A 21,218-nucleotide genomic window follows, 5' to 3' on the forward strand; every position below is an offset into this window, starting at 1 on the left:
GTTACGTCGCCCTCACGCCGCCCTCACCTCCACCGGACCCACCGGCCCCGAGTCCGCCCCCGGTCGCGGCTACCCGGCCCGCGACGTGCCACACTCGGACCCATGCGCGTGTACCTCGGCTCGGATCATGCCGGCTACGAACTCAAGAACCACTTGGTCGAATGGCTCACGGCCCATGGCCACGAGCCCGTCGACTGCGGACCCCACATCTACGACGCCCTGGACGACTACCCCCCGTTCTGCCTCCGCGCCGCGGAGCGCACGGCGGCGGACCCGGACTCCCTCGGCATCGTGATCGGCGGCTCCGGCAACGGTGAGCAGATCGCCGCGAACAAGGTCAAGGGCGTCCGTGCGGCCCTCGCCTGGAGCGAGCAGACCGCGGCCCTCGGCCGCGAGCACAACGACGCGAACGTGATCTCCATCGGCGGCCGGATGCACACCGAGGACGAGGCGACGAAGTTCGTCGAGATCTTCCTGAGCACCCCGTACTCGAACGAGGAGCGCCACCAGCGCCGCATCGACATGCTGGCGCGCTACGAGGAGACGGGCACCCTCCCCGAGATCCCGGCCCACCACCCGCAGCAGCCGTAGGCCCGCCGGCACGACCAAGCCCCTCCGGCGACCGGGGAGCGGGGTCCGGGACAGCGCCCCCGTGTCCTGGACCCCCACCCTCCTGAAAGGATCCGGCATGCCCGAGGGCCACACGATCCACCGCCTGGCCCAGGACCACGCGGAACGCTTCGCGGGACGAAAAGTCCAGGTCAGCAGCCCGCAGGGCAAGTTCTCCGACGCGGCCGCCCTACTGACCGGCCAGGAACTCACCCGCACGGAAGCCCACGGCAAACACCTCTTCCTCCGGTTCGGCGAAGAGAGCTGGGTCCACATCCACCTGGGCCTCTTCGGCAAGTACACCCTCGGCGACGCCCCGGCACCGCCGCCCACGGACACCATCCGCCTGCGCCTGCGCACCGACGCGTCCTACGCGGACCTGCGCGGCCCGACGGCCTGCGCCCTGATCACCGGCGCCGAGAAGCAGGCGATACACGAGCGGCTCGGCCCGGACCCGCTGCGCCCCGACGCCGACCCGGCGAAGGCGTACGCGCGCATCTCCCGCAGCCGTACGTCGATCGCCGCGCTGCTGATGGACCAGAAGGTCATCGCGGGCGTCGGCAACGTCTACCGGGCCGAGGTCCTCTTCCGCCACGGCATCGACCCCTACACCCCGGGCAAGGACCTCGCGCCCGGCCTGCTCGCCGCGGTCTGGGACGACCTGGTGCTCTTGATGCGCGAGGGCGTGCGCCTCAACCGCATCGACACGGTCCGCCCCGAGCACACCCCGGAGGCGATGAACCGCCCGCCGCGCGTCGACGACCACGGCGGAGAGGTCTACGTCTACCGGCGGGCGGCCCTGCCCTGCCACCTGTGCGGCACCGCCATCCGCACGGCGGAACTGGCGGCCCGCAACCTCTTCTGGTGCCCGGCCTGCCAGCCCGCCACCACCCGAGGCGCGGTCTAGAACCCGTGCTGGAGCCAGGGCGCGACCGGTGAGCCGAACGCCACCGACGCCTCCGTGAGCGCCCCCGGCCGCAGTTCGCGCACCCGCCCGGCCCCGGCCAGCTCGGTCAGCGACGCGTCCCCCAGATAGGCCGCCCCCAACTCCCGTACGGACAGAGCGAGATCGGCCGGCTCCCGGGTCCGCTCGCAGGACGCGCCCTGCGCGTCACCGGCCAGCCGCCAACGCCCCGCGTTCCAGGGGCAGAACGCGTCCTCGACCTCGAACACGACGTCCACGGGCGTGAGATATGTACGCGCTTCGAGGGCGGCGCCGACCTCCACCAGGCGTACGTGCAGCGAGTCCCGCACCCGGACCGCGCACCGGCGGATGTCGGAGACGAGGGAGAACAGCGGATCGTCCACCGGCCGGTTGCGCACCTCCACCGTGTCCGTCAGGTCGATGTCGCACAGCAGCCGCCACAGCGCCGCGTACGCCGCCGGGTCGAGCGCCGTGACCTCCCGCACCTGGACGCGGCCCTGCGGCACCGAGCCCCGCGACTCCGGCTTGTTGTGGAACCGGGCGTAGCCGGCCGTCCGCCCGTCCCGCTCGGCGACGACACACTGCAGCGGGGAGGCCCCGTTCCGCTCCTCCGGCGGATCGAGCAGCGCCAGCCGCTCCCAGCCGTCGCCGCGCGCGAGCATCCCGGGCCGGGTGCCGACGGTGCGCCGGTACACCTCCTCGCACCGCCCGGCCGCCTCGCCCGGGTCGGCGAACCGCAGCCGTACCTCGTCCGTCCCCGCCGGGGCGGCGATCCGCACCCGCGAGGAGTCCACGGTCAGCGCCGCCTGCCGGGTGGCGATCCCGTACCCGAACCGCCCGTAGATCGCGGGCTCGGACGCGGTCAGCACCGCGAGCGGCTCACCCCAGGCCCGTACGTCGTCGAGCTGGCGGCGCATCATCGACGTGAGGATGCCGCGCCTGCGGTGGGTCGCGGCGACGCTCACCATCGTCACCCCCGCCGCGTCCACGAACGCGCCGCCCGGCACCGACACCCGGAACGCGAAGGCGCCCGCGGTGCCCACGCACTCCGCGCCGTCCCACACCCCGATCGAGCGGTCGAGCCGGGTCAGCTCCTCCCACAACCGCCGCTCCTGCGGCGCCTCGGCCACCCCGCCGAACGCCATCTCCAGCCGGGCGTACCAGTGCTCCCACTCGTCCCGGGCCAGGACCCGTACGTCGGTCGTCATATGCCATGCCTAGCAGGGCAAGCGGGAGACGAGCGAGCGAATTTCCCCGGCCGGCGGTCCCCGGCCGAAGGTGCCCGGACCGGGGGACAAGTGGGACCACCCGTGCACAGGTCCTGGTCCGATGGATAAGGTCCACGAGCGATGGCGGTACGACGAGAGCGGGGCGCGCGAGAGCAGCGCGCGGCCGCGGAGACGTTCACGGCCCGGATGAGGAAGCGCGCACACCGGGTCCGCACCGCCCTGCGCAGATCCGGGGTCGACTACTTCCGGGGCGACGGCTCGGACTGGATCGCGCTCGCCGCGCTGATGCTCACCATCCCGCTGATCACCTGTTTCACCATCCTCGACCCGGTCTGGTGCACGCCGACCGTCCTCGTGCTGCCGATCGTCGCGGGCGGCCTGGTGCTGCGCCCGGCCAGCCTGCTCGGCCTGTACGCGGCCGCCGCGGCGGCGCTGATCGTCGAGTCCGTCCAGCTGGGCCCGTACTCGCAGCGGGCGGCCGGGGTCACCCCCGGCACCGTCCTGACGGTCGCCGCCTGCGGCTTCTTCGGGCTGCTCATAGCGCAGTTCCGCAGCCGCGTCGGAGTGCCCTGGCGGCGCGGCGGCACGATGCTCTTCGACCTGCGCGAGCGCATCCGCACCCAGAGCCGGCTGCCGAAGCTGCCGCAGGGCTGGCACCGCGAGATGGCGCTGCGGCCGGCCGGCGGACAGTCCTTCTCCGGCGACTTCGTGGTCGCGGCCCGTACGAACAACGGCCGCACCCTGGAGGTCGTCCTCACCGACGTCTCCGGCAAGGGCATGGACGCGGCCTCCCGCGCGCTGCTCCTGGCCGGCGCCTTCAGCGGGCTGCTCGGCTCGCTGCCGCCGCACGCCTTCCTCCCGGCCGCCAACGGCTACCTCCTGCGCCAGGACTGGGACGAGGGCTTCGCCACCTCGATCCACCTCGTCCTCGACCTGGAGTCCGGGGACTACGAGCTGTACTCCGCCGGGCACCCGCCGGGCCTCCAGCTCAGCGCCGGCACGGGGCGCTGGGAGGAGAAGGCGGCGGAAGGGCCGCTCCTCGGGGTCTACGACCTCGCCGAGTTCGACGCGACGAAGGGGACGCTGCGCCCCGGCGATGTCCTGATGCTCTTCACCGACGGTCTGGTGGAGACCTCCGAGCGGGACATCACGGAGGGCATCGACCGCCTCACGGGTGAGGCGGACCGGTATGTCTCCGGGGGCTTCCACGGGGCGGCGTGGCACCTCATCGAAGCGGTGGCCAAGGACGTCAACGACGACAGGGCGCTCCTCTTGATCTGCCGAGACGCGTAACCCGGCGCTCCGGGGGCCGACCCAGTCAGTTGCCCCGCGCCCCGGCGGGGCGTCTCGGCAGTTCCCCGCGCCCCTGGGCAGTCGGTCGGCCGCGCCCCGTCGTGGCTGGTCGCGCAGTTCCCCGCGCCCCTCAAAGGCAGTTCGCCGGCTGACGCGCCGTCGTGGCTGGTCGCGCAGTTCCCCGCGCCCCTGAGATGCGCACTGCGTGCGCCATCTCAGCAAGGCGCCCCATGGGGCAGCGGCGAAGCCGCATGCCTCAGGGGCGCGGGGAACTGCGCGAGCAACCACGATGGCGGCGCGGACGAAGTCTTTTCAGGGGCGCGGGGAACTGCGCGACCAGCCACGACGCCGGTCAGCCGACCGAACGAGCGGCCGGGCGGCTGACCCAGAAGTACGCGGCGAGCGCCTAGCCCTGATGACGCGCCCGGGCCAACCGCGCGGCATCCTTCTTGAAGGCCCACTCCATCTTCGGCTCCATGGCGAAGCGGAAGACGCGCCGCACCGGCGGCGTACACAGCACGGTGACGACCGCCGCGGCAACGACGGTGACGGCGACCTCCCCGTACGGCTCATGCACCCAGCCCGCATCGAACCATCCCCAGAACCGGGACCCCTTCGCCAGGAACCCGTGCAGCAGATAGCCGTAGAGGGTCCCGGCCCCGAGCACCGTGAACCACATCCTGCGGCGCGGCACCCACGCGAAGAAGCACGCCGTGAGCACCAGCGAACAGCCGAGCAGGGCGAGCGTCATGACGACACCGGCCCACCACGGCGCGCCCAGCTCCTGCGCGCTGTCACGGTGGTAGAACCACGCGGACGTCATCCGCGGCGCCGCCCAGTAGGCAAGGGCGAGCGCGGCCGCCACGACCGGCACGGACAGGATCCGCACCTCGCGCCGCCGCACCAGCTGGAAGTGGACCGGCTTCAGGAAGAGGCCGAGGACGAAGAAGGGCAGGAACTGCAGCACGCGCTGGAGGTCCAGGTCGTCACCGATGTCGGGCGAGACCGAGGCGAGCACGGCGATCGCGAGGGCCACCGGGACCGGCCAGCGGATGACCTTCCACAGGGGAGTGGTCAGCCGCCACACGAAGAGCGCCACCAGGAACCAGGTGAGGAACCAGGGGTCGAGCAGGCTGAACGGGTAGTCCGGGTCGTCGCCCGCGGTCCGCTTGAAGAGCGTGTAGGCGACCTCGAAGAGGATGTACGGCACGGCGACCCCGGTGATCAGGCGCCGCAGCCGGTCCGGCCGCATGTCGAAGCTGCGGGAGAAGTAGCCGGAGACGAGGATGAACGCCGGCATGTGGAACGTGTAGACGAACATGTACAGCGCTTCGGCGGTACGGCTGCCGTCGGTGAGCGGTTCCCAGCAGTGGCCCATCGCGACGAAGACGATGGCCAGGTACTTGGCGTTGTCGAAGAAGGCGTCCCGCTGCTTCCCTCCGGCGGCGGCGGCCGGAGCGGCGCTCGGAGCGGTGGCCGGTGCGGCGGACGGCGGGGACGCGGGGGCGGCGGCGGGGGCGGCCTCGGGGAGCGGGGAGCGGTGCGAACCGTACGGATGCAGGGAGTGGGTCACAGGCCCGCCCACCGGGGACTCGGGGAGACGATCCGGGACCGCACCGCACCGGTGGGGATCATGGCAGTGTGGAACATCTGAGGCACCCTAGTGGCGCCCGAGCGAATTCGTGAAACTCTCAACGCGAATCCTCCTTATCGACCCCGCCTACCCCGGATTCGCCGAAGTCCGCCTGTCGGCGCGAAACCATCGGCCCGCGGCCGAACTGTCCGCTATCGCACCGCTCATCCCCCTTAAACATCGCATAACGCCCCTGAACGACTCCGGGTGATTGTCTGAATAGTCGCAAAAGTCCCTGCGGGAAGAAGCGCGGATAAGGGGGCGGGAATTCAGCCGCCGGGACCCGCCCCATTTCCGTGGACGCACCGCGATGGAATTGCGGGAAAACCATGGGTGGCATGCGGCGGGCATGTGTGGGCCGCATGTGCGGTGAGCGAAACGATCAAGCCGAATTCCGCGCCCCGGCGCCCCCCGCGGGAGCCCGGCCGGCCCGCTCGCCGCATGCGCCCCAAGGCTGCCGGGCCCGCGCGCCCCCGCACGCGTGTGGCCGACGATGCGTCACAGGCCGCATGACGGGGCCGTGTTGGTGGCACGATGGTTCTGGCGGGGGGTGTGCGGGGCTGTGCCCCCCGGGCCGGGAGAGCGGACCGACCTAGGGTGTGATCAGTGTGGCCATTTCGCTGTCAGTGGTGCTGTTGTTGGCGATCGTCCTCGTGGTGCTCATGCGCGGCGGCTCGCTGAAGGCGGGGCCCGCCATCGTGGCGGTGCTCTTCGGCTTCTTCCTGGCGTCGACCGGAATGGCCCCTGCCATCAACAACTTCCTCAACTCCGTCGCGAGCAGCATCAGCGCGATAAATTTCTGAGGCACCGGCGGACGCGCACCGGCCGGGGGCGTGAAAAAGCCCCCGGCCCGGTCCCGCCGTGGCGGAACCGGGCCGGAGGCCTTCGAAGAGCGGGCGACGGGAATCGAACCCGCGTAGCTAGTTTGGAAGACTAGTGCTCTACCATTGAGCTACGCCCGCACAGCTTGCGCCCCAGGTCACCGACCGCGGCACGGAAGGCATCGTAGCGGGTTCCGGGCCCCGCTCGCACACCCCTGGTCACCGTCCGCCGCGCGCCCCCGATGCGCCCCCGCAATGCGGGAGCCGCGCCGCCTGCGGGCATGTACCCTACGTGTCGCACCGACGGGGTGTGGCGCAGCTTGGTAGCGCGTCCGCTTTGGGAGCGGAAGGCCGTGGGTTCAAATCCCGCCACCCCGACCAGCGTTGCCGCGGCGACACGACGACCGCGGACCCTCCACGGGCGTCACCGCCGGACCGGCCCCCAAGATCGCATTGTGGGTGTGTCCCGGCGTGCCGTTACTATGCAAGCTGCATGCCCGTGTGTCTCTTAAGCCGGGCACGATCCCTAAAGTCAGCCCCCAAGGAGACCGAACCGTGAAGAGCGCCGTCGAGACCCTGAACCCGACCCGGGTTCGGCTCAGCATTGAGGTGCCCTTCGAGGAGCTCAAGGACAGCCTCGACGCGGCGTACAAGAAGATCAACCAGCAGGTCACGGTGAAGGGCTTCCGCAAGGGCAAGATCCCCGCCCGCATCATCGACCAGCGGTTCGGCCGCGGTGCGGTTCTGGAGGAGGCCGTCAACGACGCCCTCCCGAAGTTCTACACGGACGCGGTCAACGAGGCGGAGCTCAACGTCCTGGGCCAGCCCGAGGTCGACATCACGGAGCTGAAGGACGGCGAGACGCTGAACTTCACCGCCGAGGTCGACATCCGCCCGGCCATCGAGATCCCGGACTACTCCGGGATCGAGGTCGAGGTCGACGCCGTCGAGGTCACCGACGAGGACGTCGAGAAGTCCGTCGCGCAGCTCCAGGAGCGCTTCGCCTCGACCTCCCCGGTCGAGCGGGCCGCCGAGGACGGCGACGTCGTGACGATCGACCTGGAGGCCAAGGTCGACGGCGAGGTCCTGGAGGACGGCGTCGCGTCCGGTGTCTCGTACACCATCGGCTCGGGCGAGCTCCTCGACGGCATCGACGAGGCCGTCAAGGGCCTGGAGGCCGGGGCCGAGGCCACCTTCACCTCCGAGCTGAAGGGCGGCAGCGCCGAGGGCAAGGAGGCCGAGGTCACCGTCAAGGTCACCCAGGTCGCCGCCCGTGAACTCCCGGCCCTGGACGACGAGTTCGCCCAGCTCGCCTCCGAGTTCGACACCCTCGACGAGCTGAAGGCCGACAGCCGCAAGCGCCTCGAGAACATGAAGCAGTACGACCAGGCGACCCAGGCGCAGGAGCGCGTCCTGGAGAAGCTGCTCGAGCTGGTCGAGGTCCCCGTTCCCGAGAAGCTGCTCGAGGACGAGGTCCAGACCCGCAAGCACAACCTCGAGCACCACCAGCTCGGCCAGATGGGCCTCGACATCGCGAAGTACCTGGAGATCCAGGGCAAGACGGTCGAGGAGTTCGACGCCGAGACCCGCGAGCAGGCGGTCAAGGGCATCAAGACGCAGTTCGTCCTCGACGAGCTCGTCAACAAGGAGAAGCTGAACGTCAGCCAGGAGGAGCTCACCGAGCACCTCATGCGCCGCGCCGCTTCCTCCAACATGTCGCCCGACCAGTTCGCCCAGGCCGTCGTCGAAGGCGGCCAGGTCCCGATGCTGGTCGGCGAGGTCGCCCGCGGCAAGGCGCTGGCCGTCGTCGTCGAGGCCGCCACGGTCAAGGACACGAACGGCGAGGTCGTCGACCTGGAGGACGACGAGGACGCTGCCGCCGAGGAGCAGGCGGCGGAGTCCGCCGAGTCCACGGAGACCGCTGAGTCCAAGGAGTCCACGGAGGCCTGATCTCCGCGAGGCTTGAGCGAAGGCCCCCGGGACCGAGGTCCCGGGGGCCTTCGTGCCCCGCCCAGAGGCGCGGGGAACTGCGCGACCAGCCACGTACAGGCCGCGGTCGCCGTAGGACCTCATGAGGCACGCACACCCTGCGCTCACAGCGAACAGCTCACTTCGCGGGATTCCCCGGAGGGACCCGCGCGTTAGGGTCCATGAATACGAGGGCAGGGGAGTCTCCGAGCGAGGGCCCCGGCCTCAGTAAGAGACGCAAGACGGCACGTGGCCGTCAGAGACGAGCAGGTGGATACGTGACGAATCTGATGCCTTCCGCCGCCGGCGAGCCGTCCATCGGTGGTGGCCTCGGCGACCATGTCTACAACCGGCTGCTCGGCGAGCGGATCATTTTCCTCGGCCAGCAGGTCGACGATGACATCGCCAACAAGATCACCGCGCAGATGCTGCTCCTTGCCGCCGACCCGGACAAGGACATCTACCTCTACATCAACAGCCCCGGTGGCTCGGTGACCGCCGGCATGGCGATCTACGACACCATGCAGTACATCCCGAACGATGTCATCACCATCGGCATGGGTATGGCGGCCTCGATGGGCCAGTTCCTGCTCACCGGCGGCACGGCGGGCAAGCGCTTCGCCCTGCCGAACACCGACATCCTGATGCACCAGGGCTCCGCGGGTATCGGCGGTACGGCCTCCGACGTCAAGATCCAGGCGGAGTACCTGCTGCGTACGAAGCACCGCATGGCGAGGATCACGGCCGAGCACTCCGGCCAGACCATCGAGACGATCATCCGTGACGGTGACCGCGACCGCTGGTACACCGCCGAGGAGGCCAAGGAGTACGGCCTCATCGACGAGATCATCTCTGCCGCTACGGGTGTTCCGGGCGGCGGCGGCACAGGCGCCTGACCGGTCGCGCACCGGCACGGCTCCGGCCCCCTCGCCCACTGCCTCCCTCACCAGGACGGAACACGGACCCCATGAACAACATCCCCGGCAGCGGCCTCTACACGGGCCCGCAGGTCGACAACCGCTACGTGATCCCGCGCTTCGTCGAGCGCACCTCGCAGGGCGTGCGTGAGTACGACCCGTACGCGAAGCTCTTCGAGGAGCGCGTGATCTTCCTCGGCGTGCAGATCGACGACGCGTCCGCCAACGACGTCATGGCGCAGCTGCTGTGCCTGGAGTCGATGGACCCGGACCGCGACATCTCCATCTACATCAACAGCCCCGGTGGCTCGTTCACGGCCCTCACGGCCATCTACGACACGATGCAGTTCGTGAAGCCGGACATCCAGACGGTCTGCATGGGCCAGGCGGCCTCCGCCGCCGCGGTCCTGCTCGCCGCCGGCACCCCCGGCAAGCGCATGGCCCTGCCCAACGCGCGCGTGCTGATCCACCAGCCCTCCGGCGGCACCGGCCGCGAGCAGCTCTCCGACCTGGAGATCGCGGCCAACGAGATCCTCCGGATGCGGACGCAGCTGGAGGAGATGCTGGCCAAGCACTCGACGACCCCGCTGGAGAAGATCAGCGAGGACATCGAGCGTGACAAGATCCTCACGGCCGAGGACGCGCTCGCGTACGGCCTGGTCGACCAGATCATCTCGACCCGCAAGATGAACAACGACGCAATCGCCTGACAAGGCGTTGTATCGTCTGCCACTCCCCGGCACGGTTCACCCGGGCGTTCGCGGCTCCTCGACCCGTCGGGGACGCTCGTTCGAAGTGAACCGTGCCAAGGGGGGCCCGAACGGGGGGCCCGGCAAGGTACCGTCGGATACAGGCACCAGGAGCCGCTGAACGTGGCGTCTCCCAGGCGAAGGGGAAGCACCTCGTGGCACGCATCGGTGACGGCGGCGATCTGCTCAAGTGCTCGTTCTGCGGAAAGAGCCAGAAGCAGGTCAAGAAGCTCATCGCAGGCCCCGGTGTATACATCTGCGACGAGTGCATCGACCTCTGCAACGAGATCATCGAGGAAGAGCTCGCGGAGACGAGCGAAGTGCGCTGGGAGGAACTGCCCAAGCCGCGCGAGATCTACGAGTTCCTCGAGGGCTACGTCGTAGGCCAGGAGGCCGCCAAGAAGGCGCTCTCCGTGGCGGTCTACAACCACTACAAGCGCGTCCAGGCCGGGGAGAACGGCGGGGCGGCGGGCCGCGACGACGCGATCGAACTCGCGAAGTCCAACATCCTGCTCCTCGGCCCGACCGGCTCGGGCAAGACGCTCCTGGCGCAGACGCTGGCCCGGATGCTGAACGTGCCGTTCGCCATCGCCGACGCCACCGCGCTCACCGAGGCCGGCTATGTCGGCGAGGACGTCGAGAACATCCTGCTCAAGCTCATCCAGGCCGCCGACTACGACGTCAAGAAGGCCGAGACGGGCATCATCTACATCGACGAGATCGACAAGGTGGCCCGCAAGTCGGAGAACCCGTCGATCACGCGTGACGTCAGCGGCGAGGGCGTCCAGCAGGCGCTGCTGAAGATCCTCGAAGGCACCACGGCCTCGGTCCCTCCGCAGGGCGGCCGCAAGCACCCGCACCAGGAGTTCATCCAGATCGACACGACGAACGTGCTGTTCATCGTGGGCGGCGCCTTCGCCGGTCTGGAGAAGATCATCGAGTCGCGGGCCGGCGCCAAGGGCATCGGCTTCGGCGCGACGATCCACTCCAAGCGCGAGCTGGAGGAGAAGGACCAGTTCCAGGAGGTCATGCCGGAGGACCTGGTGAAGTTCGGGATGATCCCCGAGTTCATCGGCCGCCTCCCGGTCATCACGTCGGTCCACAACCTCGACCGCGAGGCGCTGCTCCAGATCCTCGTCGAGCCGCGCAACGCCCTGGTCAAGCAGTACCAGCGCCTCTTCGAACTCGACGGGGTGGAGCTGGACTTCGAGCGCGAGGCCCTGGAGGCCATCGCCGACCAGGCGATCCTGCGCCGCACCGGCGCGCGCGGCCTGCGCGCCATCATGGAGGAAGTCCTCCAGTCGGTGATGTACGAGGTGCCGTCCCGCAAGGACGTGGCCCGCGTCGTCATCACGGCGGAGGCCGTCCACTCGAACGTGAACCCGACGCTCATCCCGCGCGAGGTGCGGGGGCCGGGCGCGGGTGAGCAGAAGTCCGCGTAGCGGTTCGGCAGGCGATACGGCGGAGGGGCCCGGTCGGTGATCCGACCGGGCCCCTCCGCTGTGCTGTGAGGGCCGTCAGGCCTTGACGCGGACCTCGGTGCGGAACTTCGTGGTGGTCTGCGAAGCGGCCTTCAGGTCCGGCCTCTTGCCGGACATCATGTCCGCGACCTCGACCACGGCGACCACCGCGACGGTGCTGTGGTCACCCCAGATGCACACCGGCATGTAGATGACCTTCGGGCCCTTCTCGGTGGAGGAGGGGTCCGTGGGCTCCACCTTCATCTCCTGGCACTTCAGGATGAAGTCGTCCGTGCTGAAGTCGGTGGGGCTGTCGAGGAGCGTGCTCTTGCTCTTGCTCTTGTCGCTGTCGTCGCTCTTGGCCATCTCCAGAGCGCCCTGGGAGAACATGCCGTCGACGAGCTTGTCCGGGTCGTCGATCTCGCCGTAGGCGCCCGCGAAGTTCAGCGCCTTGCCGGCCAGCGGGTTCGAGGTGTCCTGAACCGAGTAGTTGGCGCCGACGGACTTGCCGTTCTTGAGGCCGTCCTTCTCGGCGTCCTTCATGTCGCTCTCGTCGAAGCCGCCCGAGTCGGAGGTGCCCTTCTTGAACTCACCCAGCACCGTCGCCGGGGTGGTCAGCTTGTGCGCGCCGTCGTCGGCGACCGACACGCTGCCGCCGCTCGTGCCGAAGAGGAGGTACGCACCCACGCCGATCGCCGCCACCACGGCGACCCCCGCGATGATCAGGCCCGTCTTCTTCTTGCCGCCGGCCTGCGGCGGACCCGGCGGGTACTGGCCGTACGGGGCCTGGGGCTGCTGCCCGTAGGGGCCCGGCTGCTGCGGCTGGCTGTAGGGCTGCTGGGGCGGAACCCCGGGCAGAGCCTGCTGCGGGTAGCCGTAGCCCGGCTGCGGAGCCTGCTGCGGGTACCCGTAGCCGGGCTGCGGGGCCTGGGGCTGCTGCCCGTACGGACCCGGCTGCGGCTGCTGGCCGTAGGGGCCGGGTTGCTGCGGCTGCTGCGGCTGGCCTCCGTAAGGGCCCGGCTGGTTGTGGCTCATTGCTTGGGTTCCTCCCCGAGGTTTATGTGCTCCCGACATCCTGACGTACGCGCGTGCGGTTCGGTCCCGCGGATTCGGTTTCAGTACGAGCTTGTGACCCCTCTAAACTGACCCCGTGACCGAGAACTCTCAGCAGCAGAACCCAGCGCCCACCTCCGAACTGCCGACCCAGTACGCGCCGGCCGAGGTAGAGGGGGCGCTGTACGAGCGCTGGGTGGAGCGCGGCTACTTCACCGCCGACGCCACGAGCGAGAAGGAGCCGTACTCGATCGTCATCCCGCCGCCGAACGTGACGGGCGCCCTCCACCTCGGCCACGCGTTCCAGGTCACGCTGATGGACGCCCTCACCCGCCGCAAGCGCATGCAGGGGTACGAGACCCTGTGGCTGCCCGGCATGGACCACGCGGGCATCGCGACGCAGAACAAGGTGGAGCAGCAGCTCGCCGAGGAGGGCAAGTCGCGCCACGACATCGGCCGGGCGGCCTTCGTCGAGAAGACGTGGCAGTGGAAGAGCGAGTACGGCGGCCGGATCCTGGGCCAGCTCAAGCGGCTCGGCGCCGGACTCGACTGGACGCGCGAGCGGTTCACCATGGACGAGGGGCTCTCCCGCGCCGTCCAGAAGATCTTCAAGGACCTGTACGACGACGGCCTGATCTACCGCGCCGAGCGCATCATCAACTGGTGCCCGCGGTGTCTGACCGCGATCTCGGACATCGAGGTCGACTATCAGGACGACGACGGCGAGCTGGTCTCCCTGAAGTACGGCGAGGGCGACGAGACGGTCGTCGTCGCCACCACCCGCGTCGAGACGATGCTCGGTGACACCGCCGTCGCCGTGCACCCCGAGGACGAGCGGTACGCGCACCTCATCGGCAAGCGGATCAAGCTGCCGCTGACCGACCGGACGATTCCCGTGGTCGCGGACGCGCACGTGGACCCGGAGTTCGGGACCGGCGCCGTGAAGGTGACCCCGGCGCACGACCCGAACGACTTCGCGATCGGCCAGCGCCACGACCTTGAGACGCTGACGGTCATGGACGAGCGGGCGGTCATCACCGTGCCCGGCCCGTTCGAGGGGCTGGACCGCTTCGAGGCGCGCTCCGCGATCGTCGCCGCGCTGCGCGAGCAGGGCCGCATCGTGGCCGAGAAGCGCCCGTACGTGCACTCCGTCGGGCACTGCTCGCGCTGCAAGACCACGATCGAGCCGCGCCTGTCGCTCCAGTGGTGGGTCAAGGTCGACACGCTCGCGAAGGCCGCCGGTGACGCGGTCCGCGACGGGCGCGTCGCGCTCCACCCGAAGGACATGGAGAAGCGGTACTTCGACTGGGTCGACAACCTCAACGACTGGTGCATCTCGCGCCAGTTGTGGTGGGGCCACCGCATCCCCGTCTGGTACGGCCCGGACGGCGAGGTCGTCTGCGTCGGCCCCGACGAGCAGGCGCCGGGCACCGAGGCCGAGGGGTGGACGCAGGACGAGGACGTCCTCGACACGTGGTTCTCGTCGGGCCTGTGGCCGTTCTCCACGCTCGGCTGGCCCGAGGAGACCGAGGACCTCGCGAAGTTCTATCCGACGGATGTGCTCCTCACCGGGCACGACATCATCTTCTTCTGGGTCGTGCGGATGATGATGTTCGGTCTGTACGCGATGGAGGACCAGGTCCCGTTCAAGACGGTCGCCCTGACCGGTCTGGTCCGCGACGAGTTCGGCAAGAAGATGTCGAAGTCGAACCCGAACGCGGTGGACCCGATCGAGTGGATGGACGCGTACGGCTCGGACGCGGTCCGCTTCACGCTCGCCCGCGGCGCCAACCCCGGTGCGGACGTGCCGATCGGTGAGGACTGGGTCCAGGCCTCGCGGAACTTCGCGAACAAGATCTGGAACGCGACGCGCTTCGCGCTGATGAACGGCGCGACCGTCGAGGGCCCGCTGCCGGAGCCCGGGCAGATGACCGCCACCGACCGGTGGATCCTCTCCCGGCTCAACAAGACGGTCGCCGAGGTCGACGCGTTCTACGACGACTTCCAGTTCGCCAAGGTCTCCGACGCGCTCTTCCACTACGCGTGGGACGAGGTCTTCGACTGGTACGTCGAGCTGTCGAAGACGACGTTCATGGCGGGCGGCGAGCCGGCGAAGGTGTCGGGCCGGGTCCTCGGTGAGGTCCTGGACGTGACGCTGCGGCTGCTCCACCCGATCGTGCCGTTCGTCACCGAGGCGCTGTGGACCACGCTGACCGGCGGCGACTCGGTCGTCGTCGCGGACTGGCCCAAGGACAGTGGCTTCCGGGACGACGCGGCGGAGCGGGAGATCGAGACGCTGAAGCAGGTCGTCACCGAGGTCCGCCGCTTCAAGGGCGAGCAGGGGCTGAAGGCGGGCCAGCGCGTCCCGGCGCGGCTCACGCTCGACGGCACCGCGCTCGCCCCGCACGAGGCCGCCATCCGCCAGCTGCTCAAGCTCCAGCCGGAAGGCGAGGAGTTCCAGGCGACGGCGACGCTGCCGGTGGCCGGCGCCGAGGTGGCGCTCGACCTGTCCGGCGCGATCGACGTGGCGGCCGAGCGCAAGCGGCTCGCCAAGGACCTCGCCGCCGCCGAGAAGGACAAGGCGCAGGCCGAGGGGAAGCTGGGCAACGAGAAGTTCCTCGGCAAGGCCCCGGAGCACGTCGTCACGGGCATCAAGGCCCGCCTCGTCAAGGCGGACGAGGACATCGCCCGCATCCAGGCGCAGCTGGAGCGGCTGCCGCAGGCCTGAGCCGCGGCGCCGCGTACAGGAGGGCCCCGGAACCGGTCGGTTCCGGGGCCCTCCCGCGTGGCAGTCCCCGGTCAGGGCCAGCTGAGGCCCAGACGGCGCAGCTCGACGTCGGCCAGCGCGTCCAGGACCGCCGGGTCGGCCTCCCGCCAGCCCTCCGCGAGCCGGCCGGGCCCCGCGTCGGTGAAGCGGGCGAGTTCGTCGAGGGGCCGGACCAGGGCGCGCAGGGCGAGGAGTTCGCGTCCGTCCTCGGTGGCGGCGAGTTCGCGGGCGGCGGCGGCCTGCCGCGTCCAGCGCAGGCGGCGCGGCAGCCACAGGGCGCACAACAGTCCGACCGGGACGGCGAACAGGGCGACGGCCACGAGCACGGCGAGGCTCTGCACGGGCGCCGGACCGGCGGGCGCGGCGTCGGCGAGCCGGCCCCCGGCGTCGTGCAGGGTGCCGGTCATCCGCGGCCCGAGCAGCGGCAGCCCGGCCCGTTCGTGCGGGGCGGGCCGGGCCGCGAGGACGAGCCGGTGGGCGGTCACCGCGGTCCCCGCCCACAGGGCGATCCACAGCAAGGCCGCGCCGTCACCGATGATCTGCCGTGCGCGGCGGCCGGGTCGATGTGCGTACCACATGGTGCGAGGGGTACACCGCGGGCACGGGCCGGGCCGCTCACCGCGCCGTGCGGCGGCGCGCATTACGGCAGATGGACCTGGGGCGGGCGGCCCGCTACGCCGCGCTCATCACTCGCTGCAACTCGTCGAAGTCGTCCACGCACTTGCCACACCCCAGGGCCACGCTGTGCAGCGGGTCCTCAGCGACGAAGACCGGGATGCCGGTGGCGGAGGTCAGCCGCAGGTCCAGGCCGGGCAGCAGGGCGCCGCCGCCCGTCAGCACGATGCCGTGCTCCATGACGTCCCCGGACAGCTCCGGCGGGCACTCCTCCAGGGTCGCCTTCACGGCCGTGACGATCGCCTCCACCGGCTCGTCGAGCGCGGCGCGCACCTCTTGTACGGTCAGCTCGACCGTCTTGGGCAGCCCCGCGACCTTCTCGCGCCCCCGCACGGTGAACGCCCGCAGCTCGAAGGCCTCCTCGCCGGGGACGGGCCACGCGGAGCCGATCGCGACCTTGACGTCCTCCGCGGTCCGCTCCCCGATGAGCAGCCCGTGCTCCTTGCGTACGTGGTCGGTGACGGCCTCGTCGAGCCGGTCCCCGCCGACCCGCAGCGACCGGGCGGTGACCACGCCGCCGAGCGAGATGACGGCGACCTCCGTCGTGCCGCCGCCGATGTCCACGACCATCGACCCGCGCGGTTCGCCCACCGGGAGCCCGGCGCCGATCGCCGCGGCCATCGGCTCCTCGATCAGGTGGACGGCCCGCGCCCCCGAGCGCTGGGCGGCGTGCACGATGGCCCGCCGCTCCACGGGCGTGACCCCGCTGGGCACGCAGACGACCATGCGGGTGCGCGGGCGCCGGCCGGGCACGGCCTTGCGCACGAAGTGCCGGATCATCTCCTCGGCCGCCTCGTAGTCGCTGATGACGCCGCCGCGCAGCGGCCGGATCGCGGTGATCGAGCCGGGGGTGCGGCCGATGGTCTCCTTCGCCTCGCTGCCGACGGCGAGCACACCGCGGCCGCCTTCCTTGACGGCGACGACGGAGGGTTCGTTCAGCACGATGCCCTGACCGCGTACGTAGAGCAGAGTGTTGGCGGTGCCGAGATCGATGCCGATGTCCATGATCGCCAAGTTTGCCGCCTGTCGCGGCGATCCGGCGGGACCAAGGTCCTGAAACGGACAGGTCTTACGTCCTGACCCGGCGCCACGGGTGGCGTCGTCCGCGCTGTCGGCGCTCCTCCGTAGACTGGCGGGCGTGAGTGACCTCCCTCCGCGCGACAGCAGCGACGACGAGCCCGCCGGCCACCCCGACTCCGACGCCTTCGAGGAGATCGTGGGCGCCGAGACCGAGCGCGACCCCGACCTCGCGGTGATCGAGGCGGGCAGCCGGACCCTGCGTACCCGGGGCGGCGCGCCGGCGGGGGACGAGATCCCCGCGCGCCCGCAGGACCCGGAGGTGGAGAAGGCGCTGCGCGCGGTGGAGGCCGACCTCGCCACGCGCTGGGGCGAGACGAAGCTGGAGCCGTCCGTCAGCCGCATCGCCGCCCTGATGGATGTGCTGGGCGAGCCGCAGCGCGCGTACCCCTCGATCCACATCACGGGGACGAACGGCAAGACGTCCACGGCCCGCATGATCGAGGCCCTCCTCGGCGCCTTCGACCTGCGCACCGGCCGGTACACGTCGCCGCACGTGCAGTCGGTCACCGAGCGCATCAGCCTCGACGGCGCCCCGATCACCCACGAGCGCTTCATCGAGACGTTCGAGGACATCAAGCCCTACGTCGACATGGTCGACGCCCAGCAGGAGTACCGGCTCTCCTTCTTCGAGGTGCTGACCGGGATGGCCTACGCGGCCTTCGCCGACGCGCCGGTGGACGTCGCGGTCGTCGAGGTCGGCATGGGCGGCAGCTGGGACGCGACGAACGTGATCGACGGATCGGTCGCCGTCATCACCCCCATCGACCTCGACCACACCGACCGGCTCGGCTCCACACCCGGTGAGATCGCGGGTGAGAAGTCCGGGATCATCAAGCAGGACGCGACCGTGATCATGGCGCAGCAGCCGGTGGACGCGGCGCAGGTGATCCTCAAGAAGGCCGTGGAGCGGGACGCGACGGTCGCGCGCGAGGGCCTGGAGTTCGGGGTCGTGGCGCGCCAGGTCGCCGTCGGCGGGCAGCTCGTGACGTTGCGCGGGCTCGGCGGCGAGTACGAGGAGGTCTTCCTGCCGCTGCACGGCGCGCACCAGGCGCACAACGCGGCGGTGGCGCTCGCCGCCGTGGAGGCGTTCTTCGGCATCGGCTCGCAGCAGGCGCGCCCGCTGGACATCGACACGATCCGCACGGCGTTCGCCGCGGTCACCTCGCCGGGCCGCCTCGAGGTCGTGCGCCGCTCGCCCACCGTCGTCCTGGACGCGGCGCACAACCCGGCGGGCGCGCGGGTCACCGCCGAGGCGGTCAGCGAGGTCTTCGACTTCAGCCGGCTCATCGGTGTGGTCGGCGCGAGCGCCGACAAGAACGTGCGGGGGCTGCTCGAAGCCTTCGAACCGATCTTCGCGGAGATCGTCGTCACGCAGAACTCCAGCCACCGGGCGATGGACGCCGACGACCTCGCGGCCGTCGCGGTGGAGGTCTTCGGGGACGAGCGGGTGCAGGTCGAGCCGCGGCTCGACGACGCGCTGGAGGCCGCGATCACGCTCGCCGAGGAAGAGGGCGAGTTCGCGGGCGGGGGAGTGCTCGTCACCGGGTCCGTGATCACGGTCGGCGAGGCCAGGCTGTTGCTGGGGAAGGGCTGATCCGCTGTGCGTACGTTGTGTTCCTCGACCCTGATCGGTGAGTTCTTCGTCATCGGCTTCGCCGGGCTCGTGGCGATGAAGGACCCGGATCTCTCCGGCGCCCTGGTGTGGACGGTGTGCGGCGTCGCCATGCTGCTCACCGTGGTGCTCTGCGGCATGCTGTCCCGGCCGGGCGGTGTCCAGCTGGGCTGGGTGTTGCAGGCCGTGCTGATCGTGAGCGGTTTCTGGGTGCCGCTGATGTTCTTCCTGGGGGCGTGCTTCGCGGCGCTGTGGTGGGCGTCGATCCACTTCGGCCGCAAGATCGACGAGGCGAAGGCCCGCTGGGCGGCGGAGCAGTCCAGCGCCGCGTAAGTCTTGTGCGTGGCCGCGCGCGCCGTCGTCGTGGCTGGCCGCGCAGTTCCCCGCGCCCCTGAGGTACACGGCTTCGCCGTGACCTCCCCGGGGAAGGCTGCGCGCAGCGCATGCCTTCAGGGGCGCGGGGAAGTGCGCGACCAGCCACCCTCGACCCGCACCCGGCAACCTCCCGGCAGCGCCACGGCGGGGCCCCTGTAATCTCAGGCCCACCTCATTACCAGGCCGCACAAGGAGTCCAGCCGAATGACCCAGCGCACGCTCGTCCTGCTCAAGCCCGACGCAGTCCGCCGTGGCCTGATCGGCGAGATCATCGGCCGTATCGAGCGCAAGGCCGGCTGGACCATCAGCGCCCTGGAGCTGCGCAGCCTGAGCCAGGAGACGCTGGAGCAGCACTACGGCGAGCACCAGGGCAAGCCGTTCTACGAGCCGCTGGTCGCCTTCATGTCCTCGGGCCCGGTCGTCGCGCTGGTCGTCGAGGGGGAGCGGGTGATCGACGGGGTCCGCCAGTTGGCCGGTCCGACCGACCCGATCGCCGCCGCGCCCGGTTCGATCCGCGGCGACCTCGGCGTCATCGTCCGGGAGAACCTGATCCACGCCTCGGACTCGGAGGAGTCCGCCGCGCGCGAGCTGAAGATCTTCTTCCCCGACCTGGGCTGACGGCCGCGGTCTCGACTGGTGAGACCCGCCGGATCTTCTTTCTGACGCCGTGTCAGTCGCCCGCCGGGACTGACCTGGAGCGGCCCGAGAAATTGGGCCGCTCTTTGGCATATGCGGCCCGATCGGGGGAACGCAACCCTCCGTCGGCACGTCCCCATTAGCGGGGCGGGGGTTCATCTGCTGACAATGGCGAAGACCCTCGCGCCGTGATCGTGCAGGCGAGACTACGATGGAAGCCTCCACGCCACACGCGTCCACCTCTCGCCTACCTGACAAGCAATCAAACGCTCCACTTGGGAAGGCCAGACGAATCCTGATGGGGAACTCAATGTCGTTCATCGGCCGTGACATGGCTGTCGACCTCGGGACCGCCAACACGCTGGTGTACGTCAGGGGTCGTGGGATCGTGCTCAATGAGCCGTCCGTGGTCGCGATCAACACCAACACCGGTGGCATCCTCGCGGTCGGCGCCGAAGCCAAGAAGATGATCGGGCGCACGCCCGGCAACATCGTGGCGGTGCGCCCGCTGAAGGACGGCGTGATCGCCGACTTCGAGATCACCGAGCGCATGCTCCGCTACTTCATCCTGAAGATCCACAAGCGGCGCTACCTCGCCCGGCCCCGCGTCGTCGTCTGCGTGCCCTCCGGCATCACCGGGGTGGAGCGCCGCGCGGTCATCGAGGCATCCTCGCAGGCCGGTGCCCGCCAGGTGCACATCATCGAGGAGCCCATGGCCGCGGCCATCGGCTCCGGCCTCCCGGTCCACGAGGCCACGGGCAACATGGTGGTGGACATCGGCGGCGGCACCACCGAGGTCGCCGTCATCTCGCTCGGCGGCATCGTCACGGCCCAGTCGATCCGCGTCGCGGGCGACGAGCTGGACAACGCGATCATCCAGCACATCAAGAAGGAGTACTCGCTCCTCCTCGGTGAGCGGACCGCCGAACAGATCAAGATCACGATCGGCTCCGCCTACGACCTCGACTCCGACGAGCACACCGAGATCCGCGGCCGCGACCTCGTCTCCGGCCTGCCGAAGACCGTGGTCATCTCGGCCGCCGAGGTCCGCAAGGCCATCGAGGAACCGGTCAACGCGATCGTGGACGCGGTCAAGACCACCCTCGACAAGTGCCCGCCGGAGCTCTCCGGTGACGTCATGGACCGCGGCATCGTGCTGACCGGTGGCGGCGCCCTGCTGCGCGGCCTCGACGAGCGGCTGCGCCGCGAGACCGGCATGCCGATCCACATCGCCGAGAACCCGCTGGACAGCGTGGCGCTCGGCTCCGGGAAGTGCGTCGAGGAGTTCGAGGCGCTCCAGCAGGTGCTGGACGCCTCGCCCCGCAGGTGAGACAGGATGACGACGTCCGCCGTACGAGTGGCTGCCACTTCGTGCGGCGGATCGTTGATATAGAGGCAAGGCAGAAGAATCCCCCC

The 21,218-nt window shown here is 70.3% G+C and carries 18 protein-coding genes and 2 tRNA genes; 14 read left to right on the forward strand and 6 right to left on the reverse strand.

Features of this window, described 5'->3' with window-relative positions:
• Positions 1-102 precede the first annotated feature (102 nt).
• Positions 103-591 carry a ribose-5-phosphate isomerase gene (locus ABZY33_RS21120; protein ID WP_356493151.1) on the forward strand — a complete coding sequence of 163 codons (489 nt, stop codon included), beginning with the start codon at positions 103-105 and terminating at the stop codon, positions 589-591.
• Between the two features lie 97 nt (positions 592-688).
• A complete protein-coding gene (locus ABZY33_RS21125) occupies positions 689-1,516 on the forward strand; it encodes a DNA-formamidopyrimidine glycosylase family protein (protein ID WP_356493152.1) in 828 nt (275 codons plus the stop codon).
• Here ABZY33_RS21125 and ABZY33_RS21130 read toward each other — a convergent pair.
• On the reverse strand, positions 1,513-2,742 hold the full coding sequence (locus tag ABZY33_RS21130; protein ID WP_356493153.1) for a GNAT family N-acetyltransferase: 1,230 nt from the start codon (positions 2,740-2,742) through the stop codon (positions 1,513-1,515). The genes ABZY33_RS21125 and ABZY33_RS21130 overlap by 4 nt on opposite strands.
• 141 nt (positions 2,743-2,883) lie before the next feature.
• On the opposite strand from ABZY33_RS21130, the gene ABZY33_RS21135 reads away from it, so the two are divergent.
• Positions 2,884-4,056, forward strand: a complete 1,173-nt coding sequence (locus tag ABZY33_RS21135) for a PP2C family protein-serine/threonine phosphatase (protein ID WP_356493154.1) — start codon at positions 2,884-2,886, stop codon at positions 4,054-4,056.
• A 406-nt stretch (positions 4,057-4,462) separates the two neighbouring features.
• Here ABZY33_RS21135 and ABZY33_RS21140 read toward each other — a convergent pair whose 3' ends face one another.
• On the reverse strand, positions 4,463-5,629 hold the full coding sequence (locus ABZY33_RS21140; RefSeq protein WP_356493155.1) for an acyltransferase family protein: 1,167 nt from the start codon (positions 5,627-5,629) through the stop codon (positions 4,463-4,465).
• Positions 5,630-6,297: 668 nt separating this feature from the next.
• Between ABZY33_RS21140 and ABZY33_RS21145 the strand changes: the two genes are divergently transcribed.
• Positions 6,298-6,492 (forward strand): hypothetical protein, encoded by a 195-nt coding sequence (locus ABZY33_RS21145; protein ID WP_324769983.1) that lies wholly within the window; start codon positions 6,298-6,300, stop codon positions 6,490-6,492.
• An 88-nt stretch (positions 6,493-6,580) separates the two neighbouring features.
• On the opposite strand, the gene ABZY33_RS21150 is transcribed toward ABZY33_RS21145, so the two are convergent.
• Positions 6,581-6,651 (reverse strand) — tRNA-Gly (locus tag ABZY33_RS21150).
• Between the two features lie 163 nt (positions 6,652-6,814).
• Here ABZY33_RS21150 and ABZY33_RS21155 point away from each other — a divergent pair.
• The 5 genes from ABZY33_RS21155 (at position 6,815) to clpX (ending at position 11,586) form a co-directional block, all read left to right on the forward strand.
• Positions 6,815-6,891, forward strand: a tRNA-Pro gene (locus ABZY33_RS21155).
• A 174-nt stretch (positions 6,892-7,065) separates the two neighbouring features.
• The gene (gene tig, locus ABZY33_RS21160) at positions 7,066-8,460 is read left to right on the forward strand and encodes a trigger factor (protein ID WP_356493156.1); all 1,395 of its coding nucleotides are present in this window, start codon (positions 7,066-7,068) and stop codon (positions 8,458-8,460) included.
• Between the two features lie 308 nt (positions 8,461-8,768).
• Positions 8,769-9,374 (forward strand): ATP-dependent Clp protease proteolytic subunit, encoded by a 606-nt coding sequence (locus ABZY33_RS21165; protein ID WP_356493195.1) that lies wholly within the window; start codon positions 8,769-8,771, stop codon positions 9,372-9,374.
• 71 nt (positions 9,375-9,445) lie between these two features.
• Positions 9,446-10,105, forward strand: coding sequence for an ATP-dependent Clp protease proteolytic subunit (locus ABZY33_RS21170; RefSeq protein WP_356493157.1), 660 nt, complete (start codon positions 9,446-9,448; stop codon positions 10,103-10,105).
• Between the two features lie 194 nt (positions 10,106-10,299).
• Complete coding sequence (gene clpX, locus ABZY33_RS21175; protein WP_356493158.1) at positions 10,300-11,586, forward strand: ATP-dependent Clp protease ATP-binding subunit ClpX; 1,287 nt, start codon at positions 10,300-10,302, stop codon at positions 11,584-11,586.
• A 75-nt stretch (positions 11,587-11,661) separates the two neighbouring features.
• On the opposite strand, the gene ABZY33_RS21180 is transcribed toward clpX, so the two are convergent.
• Positions 11,662-12,639: a hypothetical protein gene (locus ABZY33_RS21180; protein WP_356493159.1), complete on the reverse strand. Its 978-nt coding sequence runs from the start codon at positions 12,637-12,639 to the stop codon at positions 11,662-11,664.
• A gap of 115 nt (positions 12,640-12,754) precedes the next feature.
• Between ABZY33_RS21180 and ABZY33_RS21185 the strand changes: the two genes are divergently transcribed.
• Entirely contained in the window at positions 12,755-15,385 is a 2,631-nt protein-coding gene (locus ABZY33_RS21185; protein WP_356493160.1) for a valine--tRNA ligase, read from the forward strand.
• Positions 15,386-15,456: 71 nt separating this feature from the next.
• On the opposite strand, the gene ABZY33_RS21190 is transcribed toward ABZY33_RS21185, so the two are convergent.
• Positions 15,457-16,002 carry a hypothetical protein gene (locus ABZY33_RS21190; protein ID WP_356493161.1) on the reverse strand — a complete coding sequence of 182 codons (546 nt, stop codon included), beginning with the start codon at positions 16,000-16,002 and terminating at the stop codon, positions 15,457-15,459.
• 94 nt (positions 16,003-16,096) lie between these two features.
• Positions 16,097-17,104: a rod shape-determining protein gene (locus ABZY33_RS21195; protein WP_356493162.1), complete on the reverse strand. Its 1,008-nt coding sequence runs from the start codon at positions 17,102-17,104 to the stop codon at positions 16,097-16,099.
• A 133-nt stretch (positions 17,105-17,237) separates the two neighbouring features.
• On the opposite strand from ABZY33_RS21195, the gene ABZY33_RS21200 reads away from it, so the two are divergent.
• From ABZY33_RS21200 to ABZY33_RS21215, 4 genes are all read left to right on the forward strand, one after another.
• Positions 17,238-18,773 (forward strand): folylpolyglutamate synthase/dihydrofolate synthase family protein, encoded by a 1,536-nt coding sequence (locus ABZY33_RS21200; protein ID WP_356493163.1) that lies wholly within the window; start codon positions 17,238-17,240, stop codon positions 18,771-18,773.
• A 6-nt stretch (positions 18,774-18,779) separates the two neighbouring features.
• A complete protein-coding gene (locus tag ABZY33_RS21205; protein ID WP_356493164.1) occupies positions 18,780-19,124 on the forward strand; it encodes a DUF4233 domain-containing protein in 345 nt (114 codons plus the stop codon).
• Between the two features lie 246 nt (positions 19,125-19,370).
• The gene (gene ndk, locus ABZY33_RS21210) at positions 19,371-19,784 is read left to right on the forward strand and encodes a nucleoside-diphosphate kinase (protein ID WP_356493165.1); all 414 of its coding nucleotides are present in this window, start codon (positions 19,371-19,373) and stop codon (positions 19,782-19,784) included.
• A 328-nt stretch (positions 19,785-20,112) separates the two neighbouring features.
• Positions 20,113-21,132, forward strand: a complete 1,020-nt coding sequence (locus ABZY33_RS21215) for a rod shape-determining protein (RefSeq protein ID WP_356493166.1) — start codon at positions 20,113-20,115, stop codon at positions 21,130-21,132.
• Positions 21,133-21,218: the final 86 nt, after the last annotated feature.

The organism is Streptomyces sp. NPDC006552 (assembly GCF_040611655.1).
GTDB lineage: Bacteria > Actinomycetota > Actinomycetes > Streptomycetales > Streptomycetaceae > Streptomyces.